Here is a 17,141-nt window from a genome sequence, read left to right as displayed (position 1 = left end):
AGACATGACCAAGTTTTTTATCACGCGGCCGATTTTCGCCTCTGTACTTTCAATCATTATCGTATTGGCAGGCTTGGCAGCGGCATTCAAGTTGCCAATTGCACAATACCCCCAAATTGCGCCGCCTACTGTCACTATTACCGCATCCTATCCAGGTGCGAGTGCTGAAACGCTTTCTAAAACCGTTGCAGGGCCCATTGAAGAACAGTTAAGTGGTGTTGATAATTTGTTGTATTTCAATTCCAGCGCAGATTCTAGCGGCACGCTGGTGATTACTGCCACTTTTGAAGTGGGGACCAATGTTGACCAAGCGACATTTAATGTAAGCAATCGTGTGAATATCGCCACGCCACGCCTACCAGATGATGTGCGTCGTAACGGTCTGATTGTGCAGAAAAAGTCGAACGATATTTTGTTAGTGGTGATGCTGACTTCAAAAGATGTAAAGCATGATCGTTTATTTTTAAGTAACTACGCCACACTAAACGTATTGGATGAATTTAAGCGTGTTAAAGGCGTAGGTGACTCGTTGATATTCGGTGGGCAAGATTATTCAATGCGTGTTTGGTTGCGCCCGGACCGTATGGCGCAGTTAGGGGTGAGTACCAGTGATATTGCCTCTGCAATTAGTGCACAAAATAATCAATATGCTGCGGGAAAAATTGGTCAAGAGCCAGCACCTGCAGACCAGCAGTTAGTATATACAGTGACTGCCAAGGGTCGATTGGTCGACCCTGAACAGTTCGGCAATATTATTATTAAAGCTAATGGGCCGCGCGGAATTCTTTATCTAAAAGACGTGGCACGCATTGAGCTAGGCGCTCAAAGTTACAATGTTACATCTGCACTGAATGGTCAGCCGGGTGTGGCTATCCCTATCTTTTTGCAAAGTGGTGCCAACGCTTTGGATACAGCCAAAGGTATTAAGGCCAAAATTGAAGAACTTAAAGTCAACTTTCCGGCGGGCATGCAATACACCATTCCTTATGATACGAGTGATTTTGTTAAAGCTACCATTAAAGAGGTGTTAAAAACGTTCGGCGAAGCCTTGGTATTAGTCGTTTTAGTCGTATTTTTATTTTTACAAAGCTGGCGCGCAACGCTAATTCCTATTATTGCAGTGCCAATTTCTCTGATTGGTACTTTTGCTGGACTTTATGTTTTTGGTTTTTCTATTAACCTGCTAACGCTTTTTGCCATGATTTTGGCGATTGGTATCGTGGTGGATGATGCGATTGTGGTGCTTGAAAACACTGAGCGATTGATGCGGGAGGAAAATCTAGATCCATTGTCTGCTGCGATTAAATCGATTCACCAGGTGTCAGCAGCGGTAGTGGCGATTGTACTGGTATTGTGTGCCGTATTTGTGCCTGTCGCTTTTCAGGGCGGAATCGCAGGTGAGTTGTATCGGCAATTTGCGGTGACGGTTGCCATTTCTGTGGTGATTTCCGGGATCGTCGCTTTAACTTTAACGCCTGCGCTTTGCGCCCTGATTTTGAAGAAAACGCATCGCACAAGCTGGTTTTTTGAAAAATTTAATAGCGGGTTCAATAAGTTCACACATTTTTATACAGATACAGTGAGTTTAACACTCAAGCATAGAATTATTGGCGGTTTGGCATTTGGTGGTATTTTGATTGCAATGATCTTCTTGTTTATGAAAGTACCAGGTAGCTTTGTGCCAGCTGAGGATCAGGGTTATGTCGTGACGATTGTTGTGATGCCTGACGGTGCAACATTAAGCCGTACCACTAAAACAACTGAAAATATTCGCGCAGCCATTGCACAAGACCCGGCAGTTGCTCACGAGTTTGCCGTGAATGGTCTGGAACTGCTGACTGGTGCGAATAAAACCAATGCCGCTACCATGTTTGTGCGGCTTAAAGATTGGAGTGAACGTACAACTACTGCAGACGATATTGTAGGTAAATTGTTTGGTATTGGGATGAGTCAGCCTGACGGTATGGGTTTTGCGGTAAACCCGCCAGCAATTCGTGGCTTAGGTTCAGCAGGCGGCTTTGAAGTGTATGTGCAAAGCCTGCGGGACACTGACCCGATTAAGCTTGCGCAAATAATGAATAATTTCATAGATGCGTTGAGAGCAGAACCAAAACTAACCGGGTTAAATACTTTTTTCCGTCCGACCGTGCCACAGCTGAAAATTGAGGTGGATGAAGCGAAAGCGATTTCATTAGGCGTTAAAATTTCTGACATATATGCTACTTTGCAAAGCACCATGGGGTCATTCTATGTGAATGATTTTAATAAAAATGGGCGCACATATAGAGTGCAACTGCAAGCTGAACCTCAATTCAGAATGAAGCAGGAGGATTTGGGAAAAGTTTATGTGCGCAGTCAGCCTAGTGCTTTGTCTCCTGAAGGTAACATGATTCCGCTCTCTGCTTTAAGTAAAGTGAGTACCATAGTTGGTGCTGAACAACTTGAGCGTTACAACGGCTTGCTTTCGGCAAAAGTGTTTGGTAGCGGCGCACCAGGGGTAAGCTCTGGCGATGCGATTAGCACGGTTGAAAGAATCGCTAAAGTTAGCCTGCCAGATGGTTACCAAATTGCCTGGACGGCGCAAGCTTATCAAGAGAAACGTACGGGTTCAGCGGCAATGTTTGCTTTCGGTTTTGCCATTGTCATGGTGTTTCTCATATTAGCAGCGCAATTTGAGACATGGGCACTGCCATTAGCCGTCATTATGGCTGTACCGTTTGCACTTGCAGGGGCTTTTTTGGCGGTGCTATTGCGTGGTATGCCTAACGACATTTACTTCCAGATTGGGCTGATTACGTTGATAGGGTTAGCGGCTAAAAATGCCATTTTAATTGTGGAATTTGCCAGCCAGAAAATGGAGCAGGGTATGCCTGTTGCACAAGCTGCTTTGGAGGCGGCCCGCATGCGGTTTAGACCCATTGTGATGACTTCGATGGCGTTTGTGTTAGGTATCGTGCCGCTGGTTTTTGCCACTGGGGCTGGTGCGGCGGCTCGCCGTTCAATGGGTACAGGCGTATTCGGTGGCATGATATTAGCGACTTTTATCGCTACGATATTTATCCCCTTATTTTTTACATGGTTATCAGGAAAGCATGTCAGGCATCACGGTAAATTAGAAATGGAAATCAAAGCAAAGGAAACTGTGTGATGTTTAGTTTATATCTCAATCAAACCAAGCCATTAGGCATAAAACTTATTGGCTTGGTAATACCTGCTTTTTTACTTTCAGCGTGTCAAATTGTAGGGCCAAATTATGAGCGCCCAGAGTTGGTTGTGCCAGCTCAATTTACCGAGGCTGCAGATCAAGCGCCAAACAAGATTTCTAATACTTGGTGGACGCAGTATCAAGATCAGCTGTTAAATGATCTGGTGAATAAAGCCTTGCAGAATAATACAGACATAAAGTTGGCGGTAGCACGTATTGAAGAGTCCGAAGCATCGGCGCGCGAGGTCGGCGCTGCGACATTTCCACAGATAGATTTAAACGCAGACGCTAGCCGAACACGTGTCACAGAACTTGGCGCCAATCCAGTCAGCCGTAACCCACGAAGTAACTATAAAGCCCAATTGGGTACGTCATTTGAGATTGATTTTTGGGGAAAATTAAGCCGTGCTAAAGAGTCAGCACGTGCGCAAGTTTTATCTACTCAGTATGCAAAAGATACTGTCGCACTTTCATTATCCGGTTTGGTGGCAAGTAATTATTTAATATTGCGAAGTTTAGATACGCAAATTGTTATCTTGCAAGACAATATTAAAAGCCGTGAAGCAAGTCTTGGATTGACGAAACGACGTTTAGAAGGGGGCGTTTCATCAGCTTTGGACGTGCATCAGGCTGAGGTGGCTAGTGCGAACTTAAGTGCTCAATTAGCAGAATTGACAAGATTGAGAGCATTGAGTCTGCACCAGTTAGCTTTGCTGACAGGGGACTTAAATCTTAATATCGCAAGCGCTGATATTAAATCTTTACCAATACCGCCAACGCCGCCCGCAGGCTTACCTTCAAGTTTATTAGAAGCACGTCCGGATATACGCCAGGCTGAAGAGCAGATGATTGCAGCCAATGCAAAAATTGGTGTGGCAAAAGCTGCCTTGTATCCTACTATCTCACTTACAGCAGGTCTTGGTGGTGAAAGCCTGGAACTGGGCGATATACTTAAATCAGCTGCACGTATTTGGACAGGTGGTTTGAATTTGTATTTGCCAATTTTTGACTCAGGAAGATTGAATTCAAAAGTTGAGCAAGCTAGCGCCAAGCAAAAACAAGCTTTAGCCAGTTACGAGGGCGCAGTCCAAAGCGCCTTTAGGGAAGTAAACGATGCGCTGGTCAATTTGCGTCAAAACACTGAACGAGAAACGGCACTCAATACAAGTCAACAAGCAGCAAAAAAAGCATTAGAAATATCTGAAAATCGCTATCAGTCGGGTTATTCTGCCTATTTAGATGTGCTAGATGCGCAGAGAGTTTATAACGATGCTGCCTTGTCTTATGTGCAAAGTCGTCAGGTAAGGCTAGTTGCGACAGTTGAGTTATTTAAAGCGCTTGGTGGCGGCTGGCAGGAGAGTGATGTACAGCAAGTTAAGTAGCTGCTTGCGAATTGACTTAAAATAATTGGCGGCCAAGCACCACAAGATGCTTGGCCATAAAAGATTTATTCGATTAGAACATTATGCGACAAGTTGTTTTTCTTCGACTTCAGCATAAACAATACGTAACCAGTTATCGTGGTACTCCAATGTTTCGGTAAATTTAACTTGAAAGTCTTTACCTGAGAGGTTGATTTTATATACATCATTTTTGTTGTAATGAAGCCGTGGCACAAGTATAGATTCTTGTTTAGAGTTGGTGAACACTTTAGGTAAGAATAAGCAAGTGAAACTTGAAGCAATGCCGTTTAAGTTCACAGGGGGGGTTCTGGTAAAGCTGGAAGTTTTTGCACTGTTATTATTATCACCAGCGCCTGTAGCACCGGAAGATTTAGACGTGGTTAAACTGATATTTTCAGCTTCTACACAAAAAGCTGAAGTGCTTAACAACTCTATCCCAATGTGTAATTCATGTCCGATTACTGGTTTGATGCTGCGTATGACACCAATTTTAGTGTCTATTTTTTCATCGGTAATTGAAACGCCAACCAGCATACCTAAGCTTACTTCATGAGCTGGCTTATTTGTGTACATGCCAATACCTTGGCTGCTTTCGTCAATAATTTTAGATTGACCCGCGCCTAAGTCTAAGTAGATGACGTTAGGTTCAGTTTGGTCTTTGCTCAGCGAATGTGTAGCTAATCGTTCATCAAATGACTTGTTGCCTTGGTATGATTTCCCCGAGCGTTGTACACGAATGTTTTCATGTTGTTTGATATGGTAGCAAGTGTCTTCAAAGCCAAAGGTGGTGGTCGCATATTTGGTTGTCTTTACCCGCTCAATGTTCCTGCGCTGCCGTTTATATTCAATGCGAGACCACTCAGTACGCAAAATTCCTAAAGTGGCTAATGCATATTTATCTGTAATAAAGTCTTTCATCTCTTGTTGTTTAGGAGAGATGTTGTATTCAATCAATGACAAACAGAGCTCAACTTTCAGGTTGACGCTATCAAAACACCAGTATCGGCAGCTATCGGATGGTTTAAAATTTCTAATACGTTTAGCAGGGCTGTCACTAGAAGTATCCACATAAAATAAATGTTTATTTTGATCATATTTATTTTGGATAAGAATTTTTGGTGTCCAGCTGGCCAGCATTTTACTGACCAGTTCAATCTGCTTGCGCTGAAAGCTTAGGCTTTCTAAACTGCCAAGCATGCAGGCTTGAATATAGCCTGATGAAATGGTAGATATTTCCTGATCGTTGTAAGTGCGAACGTAACTATCAAGAATTGCTTGTTTCTCAGCTATCAAATATAACTTTGATAGCTGAGACCAAACATTTGCGGGGGCGCTCTGATAGTTGTAATAACGCCATTTTATCATTTGCGTTGCATGGTTAATTGCGCGCACCAACATTAATAGCAAAGATTTTGGCTGAAACGCTGCTAGGTTTTCAATGAGTGTGTAGTAAATTAAAAACTGTTGGCGGTAATATAAAAAGACAGCATTAGCGATGCGCTCTTCAAGCTCAATGCTCATATTGTCGATATTGATGTAATGTGCTGTAATTCTCTCGACAATAATGTGTGTTTTTTCGTCAATCGAAAAAAGCGCTTCCAGATATTGATCATCTTGAAAAATATTCTTTTTGGAGTCTTCATTTAATCGTTTGGTGGAATGCTCAATAGCCGAGATATCATCCATCCCATCCAATTCATTGCCCCAAGCCAAAACGTCCAAGTGTTTTGGTGCTTTTGAATGATTAAATATTTTTTGAAGAAATTCCATTTTGAGTGCTTTCTATCTGTATATTATTTTAAGCAATATGATCTATGACACTTAACAAAGTAATATTAAGCAAATGGCGTGCCAATTATTGCGTAGGAATTTTTAGGCGAAAATTTTGACTTACGATAAAGCCATGATTACCTTAGAGCTAAATTCGCAGCCATGATAAAATAGCAACATTATTGTTTTTGTTAATTACTGTTAAATATGATTGTTCGCACACGTTTTGCTCCCAGCCCTACAGGTTTTCTTCACATAGGTGGCGCTCGTACCGCGTTATTTTCCTGGGCTTTTGCAAAAAAACATGGCGGAACTTTTATTTTACGCATTGAGGATACCGATGTTGCCCGCAGTACACCAGAGGCTGTACAGGCCATATTGGATGGTATGCAGTGGCTGGGATTGGATTATGACGAGGGTCCTTTTTACCAAATGCAGCGTATGGATCGTTACAAGCAAGTGATTCAAACTATGTTGGATGCTGGAAGTGCGTATTATTGCTACAGCAGTAAAGAAGAGCTCGATGCCTTGCGTGAGCAGCAAATGGCGAATAAGAAAAAGCCACGCTATGAGGGAAAATGGCGTCCAGAGGCGGGTAAGGTTTTGCCTGCTGTTCCTAAAGATGTCCCGCCTGTGATTCGCTTTAAGAATCCTCAAGACGGTGTGGTGGCTTGGGATGACATGGTAAAAGGCCGTATCGAAATCTCCAATAGCGAACTTGATGATTTAATTATTGCCCGCGCCGATGGTACGCCGACTTATAACTTTTGTGTGGTGGTCGACGATAGTGATATGGGTATTACGCAGGTGATTCGTGGTGATGATCATGTTAATAATACGCCGCGCCAAATTAACCTGCTAAAGGCATTGGCTGAAATTGATTCAACTATTATCGTTCCGCAATACGCGCATTTGTCGATGATTTTAGGTAATGATGGTCAAAAGCTATCCAAGCGACACGGTGCTGTGAGCGTGATGCAATATGATGAAGACGGCTATCTACCAGAAGCTGTGATTAATTATCTAGCACGCTTAGGCTGGAGTCATGGTGATGAAGAGGTGTTTAGTAAGCAACAATTCGCAGAATGGTTTGATTTAGACCATATCACGCCATCTGCAGCGCAATTTAATACTGAAAAATTGAATTGGCTGAATAACCATTACATCAAAGCTGCAAATCTGGAGGTGTTGGCAAAAGACATTACCCAGCGTCTTGGGCGCATGGGTATAGCGATTGCAACACAACCCGCCATTAAAGAGGCGATTGCTTTATATCGCGACCGCGCCAATACTTTGAATGAATTAGCGCAAAGCATTGCGTATTTTTATAGTAAGCCGCAAATTGATGAAGTGGCCAAAGAGAAACATATTACTGCAGATATTTTACCAGTACTCAACACCTTGGCAACGCAATTGGTGAGTATAGATTGGACTGTTGAAGCTATACATGCCGCTATAGAATATGCGGTGACCAGCAATGCGCTTAAATTCCCCAAGGTGGCTATGCCGTTACGTGTAATGCTCACAGGCGGAGCGCAATCACCCAGTATTGATGCGGTAATGGCGATATTAGGGAAAGATGAAGTGCTTGCAAGAATGAATATGACTTTAAATTAGACGTTATATTTCTCAAGACTATTGAAATCACCGTCAATTACCTCATATCAGTTGTGAAGTAGAGGAATTGGGTAGAAGTAATTGAACAAAATGCATTGTTCTTAATCTCAACTAGAGTAATATCAGCAATGTAGCTGATGCTACGTATTATTTATTTAACTCCAAGCAATAGGAGAAGTCATGATTCAAAAAGGGCAAATGTTACAAGACCCATTTCTTAACGCTTTACGTAAAGAACATGTCGCTGTATCTATTTATCTCGTCAATGGTATTAAATTACAAGGTCAGGTTGATTCATTTGATCAGTACGTGATTCTACTTAAAAATACCGTTACTCAAATGGTTTATAAACACGCTATTTCAACGATTGTGCCTGCACGTATGGTAAATATCAGTTTGCCAGAAGGTGATGAATAAGCGTTGAAAGATATGTTTGAAAGGCCTGGTTCTGATATATCAGGCCACGGCGATGCTGCCATTATGGTGAGTGTGGATTTTGGTGATACTGATTACGAAGAAAGTCTACACGAACTTCGTCAGTTGAGTATTAGCGCTGGGCTGGCGATACGCGGCACAATAGAGGGTAAGCGCTCGACACCTGACGCTAAGCTTTTTATCGGAAGTGGTAAGGCTGATGAACTTGCACAAATGATGCAGGCCAGCGAATCTAATATTGCGGTATTCAATCATGATTTATCCCCTTCGCAGCAACGAAATTTAGAGCGGCTGCTACAAGCGCGTGTGGTGGATAGAACGGGCTTAATTCTTGATATATTTAGCCAGCGTGCACAGAGCCATGAAGGTAAACTGCAAGTTGAGTTAGCTCAGCTAGAGCATCTGTCTACAAGATTGGTGCGCGGCTGGACCCACTTGGAACGTCAAAAAGGCGGTATCGGCGTGCGTGGCGGGCCAGGCGAAACTCAGCTAGAGCTAGATCGCCGTATGTTGCGCGTGCGTGTTAGGCAGTTGCGTGAGAAACTCATTAAACTTAAAGCGCAGCGTGGTATGCAGCGTAGGGCCCGTAAACGCTCAAACGTAATGACAGTATCATTGGTAGGTTATACCAATGCGGGTAAATCTACGGTATTTAATCGTTTAACAAAAGCTGATTTATATGTGGCCGATCAATTATTTGCCACTCTAGATACCACAACCCATAAGATTTATGTCGAAGATTGTGGTGCGGTGGTACTTTCAGATACGGTAGGTTTCATTAAGCATTTGCCACATGCTTTAGTGGAGGCGTTTGGCGCAACGTTAGAAGAGGCGGCTCAGGCCGACTTGCTATTACACATTGTAGATACGGCTAGTAGTAACCGCGATGAGCAAATCGCACAAGTGAATAAAGTATTGCTTGAGATTGGTGCAGCAAATGTGCCGCAGATTTTGGTTCACAACCAAATAGACAGAGTGGGCTTATCGCCCTCTATTAGCCGGGACGAATATGGTAGAATCGTGACTATACATGCATCTGCTAAAACGGGTGAAGGAATGGATTTGTTAAGGCTGGCAATGGCAGAGTACAACCAGCATCTGCAGAAGTTAAGTACAGAAGAAAGCGCTTACGCGTAAAACAATCGTATTCGGAGTTTATCAGCGGTCTAAATATCGGTTTTTGGTATGCTCTGGCTGCGATTGTTTAAAATATTAAATGGAAAGTTTTTGGAGTGATAAATGATTAAATTCCCTGGATGGCGAGCACAAAATAATGAAGGCCCGCCTGATTTAGATGAAGTGATGCGTGATATAAGCCGCAAAATTAATGGCTTATTCGGTAAAGGCGGTGGTAATCAACCCAATCGTCAGCCAGACATTCCAAGAATCAATAGTGTGAATCTGCCAGTATTACCCATTATCGTGATTGTTGCTTTAATCTGGCTAGCCACTGGATTTTATATTGTTGATCAAGGTTCGTTGGGTGTGGTGCAGCGCTTTGGTAAAGCGCTTGATGAGACAACAGAACCTGGCCCGCGCTGGCATTTACCTTACCCGATTGAGACAGTCACCGTGGTTAATATGGAGCAGGTGCGCAGACTTGAAGTCGGTTATAGAAGTAGTAGCGAGAGTGGCGGTGGTAAAACCAAGCAGCCAAAAGAAGCTTTGATGTTGACCGAAGATGAAAACATCATTGATTTGCAATTTGCGGTTCAATACAACCTTAAAAATGCTAAAGACTATTTATTCAAGAACCGCTCAACAGATGCTGCTGTTATGTCTGCGGCTGAAACTGCCATTCGCGAAGTGGTAGGTAAGAATAAGTTAGATGACTTGCTACAAAAAGGTTTGCAAGACACATCAGAGCGTATGCAAGTTATTTTAGATAGCTATAAAGCGGGTGTCAAAATCATCAGTGTGTCTCTACAAAGTGCTCAACCGCCTGAGCAGGTACAAGAAGCATTTGAAGATGTGAACCGTGCTAATCAGGATAATCAACGTCAGATTAACGAAGGTCAAGCCTATGCCAATGACGTGATACCAAAAGCGCGCGGTACGGCATCTCGGTTATTAGCTGAATCTGCAGGTTATAAGCTAAAAATTGAAAGTGAAGCTAAAGGTAATGCCAGTCGTTTTGATCAGATTTTAACGCAATACAACAATGCGCCAGAAGTCACTCGTCAACGTTTATTTTTAGATGCACAAGAACAAATTTTGTCTAATGTGAGCAAGGTCGTGGTTGATCAAAAAGCAGGAAACAGCATGTTGTATCTGCCGCTTGATAAGTTAATCGGTGCTACTGGCAATACGCCATCTCAGCAGTCGCAATCAATGCAATCTCTAAACCCGCAGGCGCCTACAGTACCAGAGTCAGCGTCAACCACTGATCGTACACGTGATGCTTTTCGTGGCCGTGACAGAGAAACCAGGTAAGGGATTATGATGAAAAATTTTACGAGTATTCTTATTGCGATATTTGCTGCAATTTTATTGTTGTCGGCATCAGCCTTTACGGTAAGTCAGACACAATATGTATTGGTGCAGCGCTTGGGTGAAATAGTTTCTGTTAAAAAAGTACCTGGGCTTTATTTCAAAGTGCCATTAATTGATAATTTAAAGTATTTTGACAATCGCATTCTTACCCTGGATTGGGAGCAGCCTGCCAAATTTATTACCAGTGAAAATAAATATATGATGGTAGATTCATTTGTAAAATGGCGCATTATTGATCCTGCAAGATACTATGTTTCTATCAAAGAAGGCGGCGAGGCTGCGGCAGAAGATAGGCTTTCAAAAGTGGTAAATGCTGGATTGCGTACCGAATTTGGTAAACGTACCGTGCATGATGTCATTGCTGGTGAGCGTGGTGTTGTGATGGATAATTTACGTAAGAAGGCCGATATAGAAGCACGCCAAATGGGTATTGAGGTGGTTGATGTACGTTTAAAACGCGTGGATTATGCTGAAGAAATTAGTAAATCTGTATTTGATCGTATGATTGCAGAACGTAAGCGTCTTGCAAATCAGCTCAGGTCAGAAGGTTCAGCAGCCTCTGAAAAAATTCGTGCTGATGCTGACAAACAACGCGAAGTGATTATCGCTGAAGCTTACCGTGAAGCACAGAAAGCCAAAGGTGAAGGTGATGCTACAGCCGCAGCGATTTATAGTCAGTCTTATGGCAAAAACCCTGAATTTTACGCATTTTATCGTAGCACTGAAGCTTACAAAAATAGCTTTAATAGCAAGAGTGATGTGATGGTACTTGATCCGGGTTCAGACTTCTTCAAGTACATGCGCAGTCCCGCTAAAAAGTAAAGGGCGCGGGCGGTGAATAGCACGCTGATTACAGCGTTGGGTTTAATGTTGGTATTAGAAGGCTTGTTACCTTTATTATTGCCGCAGGCTTGGCGTGAAACCTTTAAACGTATGGTAGCACTCAAAGATGGACAGTTACGTTCAGTTGGGTTGTTGTCTGTAGTTGGTGGTCTAGTGTTAATTTGGTTAAGCAGATGATGGTTTTTAAGATGATAAAAAATGCGTAATTGGTTACTCCCGGAATATATTGAAGACGTGTTGCCTGCAGAGGCTGCACGCATTGAAGCTTTACGACGCACTTTGTTAGATTTATTCAGAGTGCATGGTTATCAGTATGTTATTCCTCCAATGTTAGAATACATGGAGTCTTTGATAACAGGCGTAGGACACGATTTAGACTTGGCTACATTTAAAGTAGTAGATCAGTTGACTGGGCGTTTAATGGGAGTGCGCGCAGATATGACTCCACAAGCAGCTCGTATTGATGCTCACTTACTAAACCACCAAGGTATCACGCGCTTATGTTATGCCGGCAGTGTGCTACGCACAAAACCTGATGGATTGGCGCAAACGCGTGAGCCCTTACAGTTGGGTGCAGAGTTATATGGTCATGCGGGTGTTGCCAGTGATATTGAAATTCAATGTTTGCTGATTAAAGCTTTGCAGGCGATTGGCATAGGCCAAGTGCATATTGATTTTAGTCATGTGAATATATTCGGCAGTTTAATAGAGTCTTGCCAAATCAATCCTCAGCTTGAACAAGCGCTTTACGCAGCATTGCAAAGCAAAGACCAATCGGCCGTAGCAAGTTTAGCAACAGGTTTGGATAAATCTACGCGCGAAGCTTTATTGCATTTAACTGAACTTAACGGCGATAAAAGTATATTGGCTAAGGCTGTAAAGTTGTTACCTGCAACACCAGCTGTTCAACATGCGCTGGACGACTTACTAAATGTGAGCGCGGCTTTAGATGATTTAGGAGTCACGGTCAGTTTTGATTTAAGTGAGTTACGTGGCTATCACTACCATAGTGGCATCGTATTTGCGGCTTATGCACAAGGTTACAAAGGTCCGTTGGCTTTAGGCGGTCGTTATGATGAAGTAGGACAGTCATTTGGCCGTGCGCGTCCAGCGACTGGCTTTAGCTTAGATTTACGTGGCATAGCAACTGCGTTACCACCGGCAAAATCAGCTATGGCAATATTTGCACCAGTATCAGATGATAAAACTTTAGCCAGTAAAATAGATGTTTTAAGGGCTGATGGATATATCGTCGTGCAAGAGTTGGTGGGTGTTGAATCCAGCATGACTGAACTAAATTGCAATAAAAAGCTGGAACATTACAAGTCAGGTTGGCATGTAGTGGAGATTGAAAAGCACTAGTATTGAAGGTGCTAGAGTTTAAAGGTACTGATACTCAGCTCTCAAAATTAAATAAATACACTTAAAATAAAGTAAACGTTATGGCAAATTCAGCAGTAAATCCTATAGTAGCTAAACAGCAGGTCGCTAAAAATGTAGTCGTTATTGGCACGCAATGGGGTGATGAAGGCAAAGGCAAAATTGTTGATTGGCTTACAGACCATGCACAGGGCGTGGTGCGCTTTCAAGGAGGCCACAATGCAGGGCATACCTTGGTTGTGGGGCAGGGCGATGCGCAACGGGTATACAAGCTTAATCTAGTACCTTCAGGCATAGTCCGTTCTGGTATCAATTGCTACATCGGTAATGGCGTAGTATTAGATGCTGGACATTTATTAGGCGAAATCGCTGCACTTGAAAAAGACGGCTTGGAAGTTAAAAATCGCTTAAAGGTGAGTTCAGGTTGTCCACTTATTTTAAGCCATCACGTAGCTGTGGATGTAGCGCGTGAAGCCAAGCGTAGCGCTGATAAAAAAATTGGTACCACAGGTAAAGGTATTGGCCCAACTTATGAAGATAAGGTAGCGCGCCGTGCTTTACGAGTCTATGATTTATTTTATCCTGAGCGTTTTGCAGACAAGTTACGCGAAGTGATGGATTACCATAATTTTGTGCTGACTAATTATCTGGGTGCTAAAGCCGTTGATTTTAATCAACAATATGATGCCAGTATGCAGCATGCAATTGCTCTAAAGCCAATGATTAGTGACATTTCTGCTGACCTTTATGCCGCTAATGCACGTGGTGAAAACTTATTGTTTGAAGGCGCTCAAGGCACACTTCTGGATATTGATCACGGTACATATCCTTATGTCACTTCAAGCAACTGTATCGCAGGCCAAGCATCAGCAGGAACCGGCGTTGGCGCCAATATGTTGCATTATGTGTTGGGCATTACCAAAGCCTACACTACCCGCGTGGGTGGTGGCCCATTCCCAAGCGAACTGGATATTGATACTGAAGGCGCACCTGGTACGCAGATGTCTGTAAAAGGTCAAGAAATTGGCACAGTCACCAAGCGTAAACGCCGATGCGGTTGGTTTGATGCCGCCGCGTTGCGTCGTTCAGCCATGATTAACGGTCTTACAGGGTTATGTATCACCAAGCTTGATGTGTTGGATGGGATTAAAGAACTTAATATCTGCACAGGTTATGAGCTAGATGGCAAGAAAATAGATTTACTTCCAATTGGTGCAGATGATGTAGCTAACTGTAGGCCTATTTACGAAACTGTGCCAGGTTGGTCAGACAATACCTTTGGTGTAAAAACGTGGGATGGTTTACCTAAAGCAGCACAAAATTACCTAAAACGTTTGGAAGCACTATGTGGCGTGCCAATTGCAATTGTTTCAACAGGCCCAGAGCGTGATGAAACTATCGTGATTGAACATCCCTTTGCTTAATATGTTATGCAAAATCAGCGTTTAGCCTGGGCAATCACAGGCTCTGGTCATTATCTGCGAGAGTCGCTGGCCATTCTCAAAATGCTGGAAAATGTAGATGTTTATTTAAGCAAAGCTGCGGCTGAAATCATCAAGCAATATGGTTTTCAGCCTCAGTTAGAGGCTACAAATCACCGCGTTTATCAAGATAAAACAGCCAGTAGCGTGCCTGTTGAACTATTTTATGAAGGAAAATATCACACACTTGTGATAGCGCCCGCCACTTCAAATACCATTGCTAAAATGGCATATGGTTTTTCTGATAGCCTAGTGACCAATTTATATGCGCAAGCAGGTAAAACGCGCGTGACTAGCATTGTGTTTGCCTGTGATACTGGTCCGGAGCTTGAGTCTGAGGCACCGCGAGACAATGTCGTTAAAGTTTATCCACGCCAAATTGATTTGGATAATGTGGCAAAATTAGCCAACTTTGAGGCGACACAGGTGGTGGCTGATTTAGATGCACTTGCAGATGCAATTCACACTCGCCTAAATGCATTCAAATAATCCTGAAAATTTACTTTTTTTAACAGGTAAGTTAGCTGAAAAAAGCTTGCATAAAGTATTGAGCGAATTGCAAACCAAATCACAAAGTAATCCGAAAACACCGCAGTTCAAATATCGGGTGCAACAAATTGGCGTATCTGTAGCTGCACTGATGACCCCTGAACTAATTGCACGCAGACTGAAAGAAACCGGTGATGCTAATAAGGTGATTGTGCCAGGCTTATGCCTAGGCGATTTAACCGCGCTTGAAGCAAAATATGGTGTGCCTGTAGAACGTGGCCCTGATGATTTAAAAGATTTACCCCAGTATTTTGGCCATGCAGGCGTAACGCCTGATTTAAGCCAATATAAAGTACAAATTTTTGCAGAAATTGTTGATGCGCCATATTTGAGCGTCGAAGCGATTGTTCAAAAAGCACAAGCCTACCAAACGCAAGGCGCCAACGTTATTGATTTAGGTTGCCTGCCAGCTGTGCCTTTTCTACATTTAGCAGATGCAGTTAAAGCTTTAAAAGCACTTGATTTTAAGGTGAGTGTAGATTCACTTAACGCTGATGATTTGCTGGCTGCAGGTCACGCGGGTGCTGACTATTTGTTAAGCCTAACAGAAAAGACCTTATGGATTGCTGATGAAGTAGCCGCTACACCAGTTTTAATCCCCGCCAAACCGCATAGTATGCCTTCACTTTATAGGGCGATTGAAGCTTGCATAAAACGCAACAAAGCATTTATTGCTGATGCGATTTTAGACCCAATTCATTTTGGTTTAACCAACTCTATTGTCCGTTATCAAAAATTACGCAAGAAATATCCTGATATACAAATTATGATGGGTATAGGTAATTTAACCGAGTTGACCGATGCAGATACCACTGGCATCAATGCTCTGTTGTTTGGCATGATTAGTGAGCTTAACATTAACGCAGTATTAGCAACTTCCGTGAGCCCGCATGCTATTAACGCGATTGCTGAAGCCGATATTGCTAGACGCATAATGCATGCTGCAAAGCAGGACGATAGGCTGCCGCGCGGTTATAGCAATGGTTTGCTGGGCTTGCATGACAGGCGACCATTTACTTATGCAGCAGATGAAATTAAAGAAATCGCTGCAATGATTAAAGACCCAAGCTTTCGCATTCAGGTAAGTGAACAAGGTTTGCACATTTATAATCGTGATGGTCTGTATGAAGCTCTAGAGCCTTTCGCACTTTATCCAAATTTAAAGGTTGATGATGACGCTTCACACGCATTTTATCTTGGCGTTGAATTAGCGCGTGCGCAAATTGCATGGCAGCTTAAAAAGCGCTATGTACAAGATCAAGAGCTAACTTGGGGTGTGCCAACTCAAACAACCGATATTGGCGATAAAAATTCCCATCGTGAAGCTTCACTTAAAGAAAAACAGGCAAGAAAAACAGGCAAGAAAGACAAGCCAATAAAATATGATTTTTGAAACTATTATTAGCAGTATTGATATATCAGGCAATGTCCACGTAACGCCATTTGGTATACAACTGCAAGATGACCTGGTGGTTATTTCGCCGTATAAGCCCTCGGCTACGCTAAATAATATCTTGGCTACTCAACAAGCAGTGATGAATCTAACCGACGATGTGCGCGTATTTGCTGGCGCACTAACCCGTCGGCAAGCATGGACGTTAGTGCCTACACAAAAAATTCTAGGTTTTAGGTTGTTGGAAACCTTGGTGCATAAAGAGTTAAAGCTGGTTGAAGTAATAGAGGATGCTCAGAGACCACAGTTGCTGATGGAGGTTGTACATGAGGAGCAACATCACCCGTTTTCAGGCTTTAATCGTTCGCAAGCCGCAGTCATTGAGCTTGCGGTACTTGCAAGCCGTTTGCATATGTTGCCAAAAGAAAAAGTACTGTCTGAATTGTCGTATTTGAAAATCGCTATCGACAAAACAGCTGGCGAGCGCGAACTGCTAGCTTGGAGCTGGTTGACAGAGAAAATTGAAAATTTTTATGCGGAACAGTCTGGTGAAAATTTTGCATAATGAGGCT

General features: G+C 42.9%; 14 protein-coding genes. 13 read left to right on the top strand and 1 reads right to left on the bottom strand.

Annotation, left to right across the window (positions count from 1 at the left end; genetic code table 11):
• Window positions 1-4: 4 nt before the first annotated feature.
• Together Q8J82_RS07145 and Q8J82_RS07140 are read left to right on the top strand one after the other, a co-directional pair.
• Window positions 5-3,148 carry an efflux RND transporter permease subunit gene (locus Q8J82_RS07145; RefSeq protein WP_305328025.1) on the top strand — a complete coding sequence of 1,048 codons (3,144 nt, stop codon included), beginning with the start codon at window positions 5-7 and terminating at the stop codon, window positions 3,146-3,148.
• Window positions 3,148-4,587, top strand: a complete 1,440-nt coding sequence (locus Q8J82_RS07140) for an efflux transporter outer membrane subunit (RefSeq protein ID WP_305328024.1) — start codon at window positions 3,148-3,150, stop codon at window positions 4,585-4,587. Before Q8J82_RS07145 ends, Q8J82_RS07140 begins: the two co-directional genes overlap by 1 nt.
• A gap of 81 nt (window positions 4,588-4,668) precedes the next feature.
• Here Q8J82_RS07140 and Q8J82_RS07135 read toward each other — a convergent pair whose 3' ends face one another.
• On the bottom strand, window positions 4,669-6,378 hold the full coding sequence (locus tag Q8J82_RS07135; protein WP_304890484.1) for a hypothetical protein: 1,710 nt from the start codon (window positions 6,376-6,378) through the stop codon (window positions 4,669-4,671).
• A 207-nt stretch (window positions 6,379-6,585) separates the two neighbouring features.
• Between Q8J82_RS07135 and gltX the strand changes: the two genes are divergently transcribed.
• The 11 genes from gltX to Q8J82_RS07080 all read left to right on the top strand — a co-directional run bounded on the left by gltX (window position 6,586) and on the right by Q8J82_RS07080 (window position 17,134).
• On the top strand, window positions 6,586-7,995 hold the full coding sequence (gltX, locus tag Q8J82_RS07130; RefSeq protein WP_305328023.1) for a glutamate--tRNA ligase: 1,410 nt from the start codon (window positions 6,586-6,588) through the stop codon (window positions 7,993-7,995).
• A 180-nt stretch (window positions 7,996-8,175) separates the two neighbouring features.
• Window positions 8,176-8,412 carry an RNA chaperone Hfq gene (hfq, locus tag Q8J82_RS07125; RefSeq protein WP_304890482.1) on the top strand — a complete coding sequence of 79 codons (237 nt, stop codon included), beginning with the start codon at window positions 8,176-8,178 and terminating at the stop codon, window positions 8,410-8,412.
• 12 nt (window positions 8,413-8,424) lie between these two features.
• Window positions 8,425-9,567 (top strand): GTPase HflX, encoded by a 1,143-nt coding sequence (hflX, locus tag Q8J82_RS07120; protein WP_305252342.1) that lies wholly within the window; start codon window positions 8,425-8,427, stop codon window positions 9,565-9,567.
• A gap of 102 nt (window positions 9,568-9,669) precedes the next feature.
• Window positions 9,670-10,863: an FtsH protease activity modulator HflK gene (gene hflK, locus Q8J82_RS07115; RefSeq protein ID WP_305328022.1), complete on the top strand. Its 1,194-nt coding sequence runs from the start codon at window positions 9,670-9,672 to the stop codon at window positions 10,861-10,863.
• A 9-nt stretch (window positions 10,864-10,872) separates the two neighbouring features.
• Entirely contained in the window at window positions 10,873-11,745 is an 873-nt protein-coding gene (gene hflC / locus Q8J82_RS07110; RefSeq protein WP_304890487.1) for a protease modulator HflC, read from the top strand.
• A gap of 12 nt (window positions 11,746-11,757) precedes the next feature.
• On the top strand, window positions 11,758-11,943 hold the full coding sequence (locus Q8J82_RS07105) for a DUF2065 domain-containing protein (RefSeq protein ID WP_304890479.1): 186 nt from the start codon (window positions 11,758-11,760) through the stop codon (window positions 11,941-11,943).
• A gap of 21 nt (window positions 11,944-11,964) precedes the next feature.
• A complete protein-coding gene (locus Q8J82_RS07100) occupies window positions 11,965-13,128 on the top strand; it encodes an ATP phosphoribosyltransferase regulatory subunit (RefSeq protein ID WP_304908189.1) in 1,164 nt (387 codons plus the stop codon).
• Between the two features lie 80 nt (window positions 13,129-13,208).
• Window positions 13,209-14,570: an adenylosuccinate synthase gene (locus tag Q8J82_RS07095; RefSeq protein WP_304908190.1), complete on the top strand. Its 1,362-nt coding sequence runs from the start codon at window positions 13,209-13,211 to the stop codon at window positions 14,568-14,570.
• Between the two features lie 6 nt (window positions 14,571-14,576).
• Window positions 14,577-15,116 (top strand): flavoprotein, encoded by a 540-nt coding sequence (locus Q8J82_RS07090; protein ID WP_305328021.1) that lies wholly within the window; start codon window positions 14,577-14,579, stop codon window positions 15,114-15,116.
• Window positions 15,103-16,569: a DUF6513 domain-containing protein gene (locus Q8J82_RS07085; protein ID WP_305326492.1), complete on the top strand. Its 1,467-nt coding sequence runs from the start codon at window positions 15,103-15,105 to the stop codon at window positions 16,567-16,569. Before Q8J82_RS07090 ends, Q8J82_RS07085 begins: the two co-directional genes overlap by 14 nt.
• Window positions 16,559-17,134, top strand: coding sequence for a DUF447 domain-containing protein (locus Q8J82_RS07080; protein ID WP_305252345.1), 576 nt, complete (start codon window positions 16,559-16,561; stop codon window positions 17,132-17,134). The genes Q8J82_RS07085 and Q8J82_RS07080 overlap by 11 nt, the downstream gene beginning before the upstream one ends.
• Window positions 17,135-17,141 lie beyond the last annotated feature (7 nt).

It is taken from the genome of Methylotenera sp. (genome assembly GCF_030684185.1).
Classification (GTDB): domain Bacteria; phylum Pseudomonadota; class Gammaproteobacteria; order Burkholderiales; family Methylophilaceae; genus Methylotenera.
This window is presented reverse-complemented; position numbering and strand designations above follow the sequence as displayed.

Coding starts and splice junctions, on each gene's coding strand:
- Q8J82_RS07145 (WP_305328025.1), top strand. CDS start 5: ATGACCAAGTTTTTTATCACGCGGCCGATTTTCGCCTCTGTACTTTCA.
- Q8J82_RS07140 (WP_305328024.1), top strand. CDS start 3,148: ATGTTTAGTTTATATCTCAATCAAACCAAGCCATTAGGCATAAAACTT.
- Q8J82_RS07135 (WP_304890484.1), bottom strand. CDS start 6,378: ATGGAATTTCTTCAAAAAATATTTAATCATTCAAAAGCACCAAAACAC.
- gltX (WP_305328023.1), top strand. CDS start 6,586: ATGATTGTTCGCACACGTTTTGCTCCCAGCCCTACAGGTTTTCTTCAC.
- hfq (WP_304890482.1), top strand. CDS start 8,176: ATGATTCAAAAAGGGCAAATGTTACAAGACCCATTTCTTAACGCTTTA.
- hflX (WP_305252342.1), top strand. CDS start 8,425: ATGTTTGAAAGGCCTGGTTCTGATATATCAGGCCACGGCGATGCTGCC.
- hflK (WP_305328022.1), top strand. CDS start 9,670: ATGATTAAATTCCCTGGATGGCGAGCACAAAATAATGAAGGCCCGCCT.
- hflC (WP_304890487.1), top strand. CDS start 10,873: ATGAAAAATTTTACGAGTATTCTTATTGCGATATTTGCTGCAATTTTA.
- Q8J82_RS07100 (WP_304908189.1), top strand. CDS start 11,965: ATGCGTAATTGGTTACTCCCGGAATATATTGAAGACGTGTTGCCTGCA.
- Q8J82_RS07095 (WP_304908190.1), top strand. CDS start 13,209: ATGGCAAATTCAGCAGTAAATCCTATAGTAGCTAAACAGCAGGTCGCT.
- Q8J82_RS07090 (WP_305328021.1), top strand. CDS start 14,577: ATGCAAAATCAGCGTTTAGCCTGGGCAATCACAGGCTCTGGTCATTAT.
- Q8J82_RS07085 (WP_305326492.1), top strand. CDS start 15,103: ATGCATTCAAATAATCCTGAAAATTTACTTTTTTTAACAGGTAAGTTA.
- Q8J82_RS07080 (WP_305252345.1), top strand. CDS start 16,559: ATGATTTTTGAAACTATTATTAGCAGTATTGATATATCAGGCAATGTC.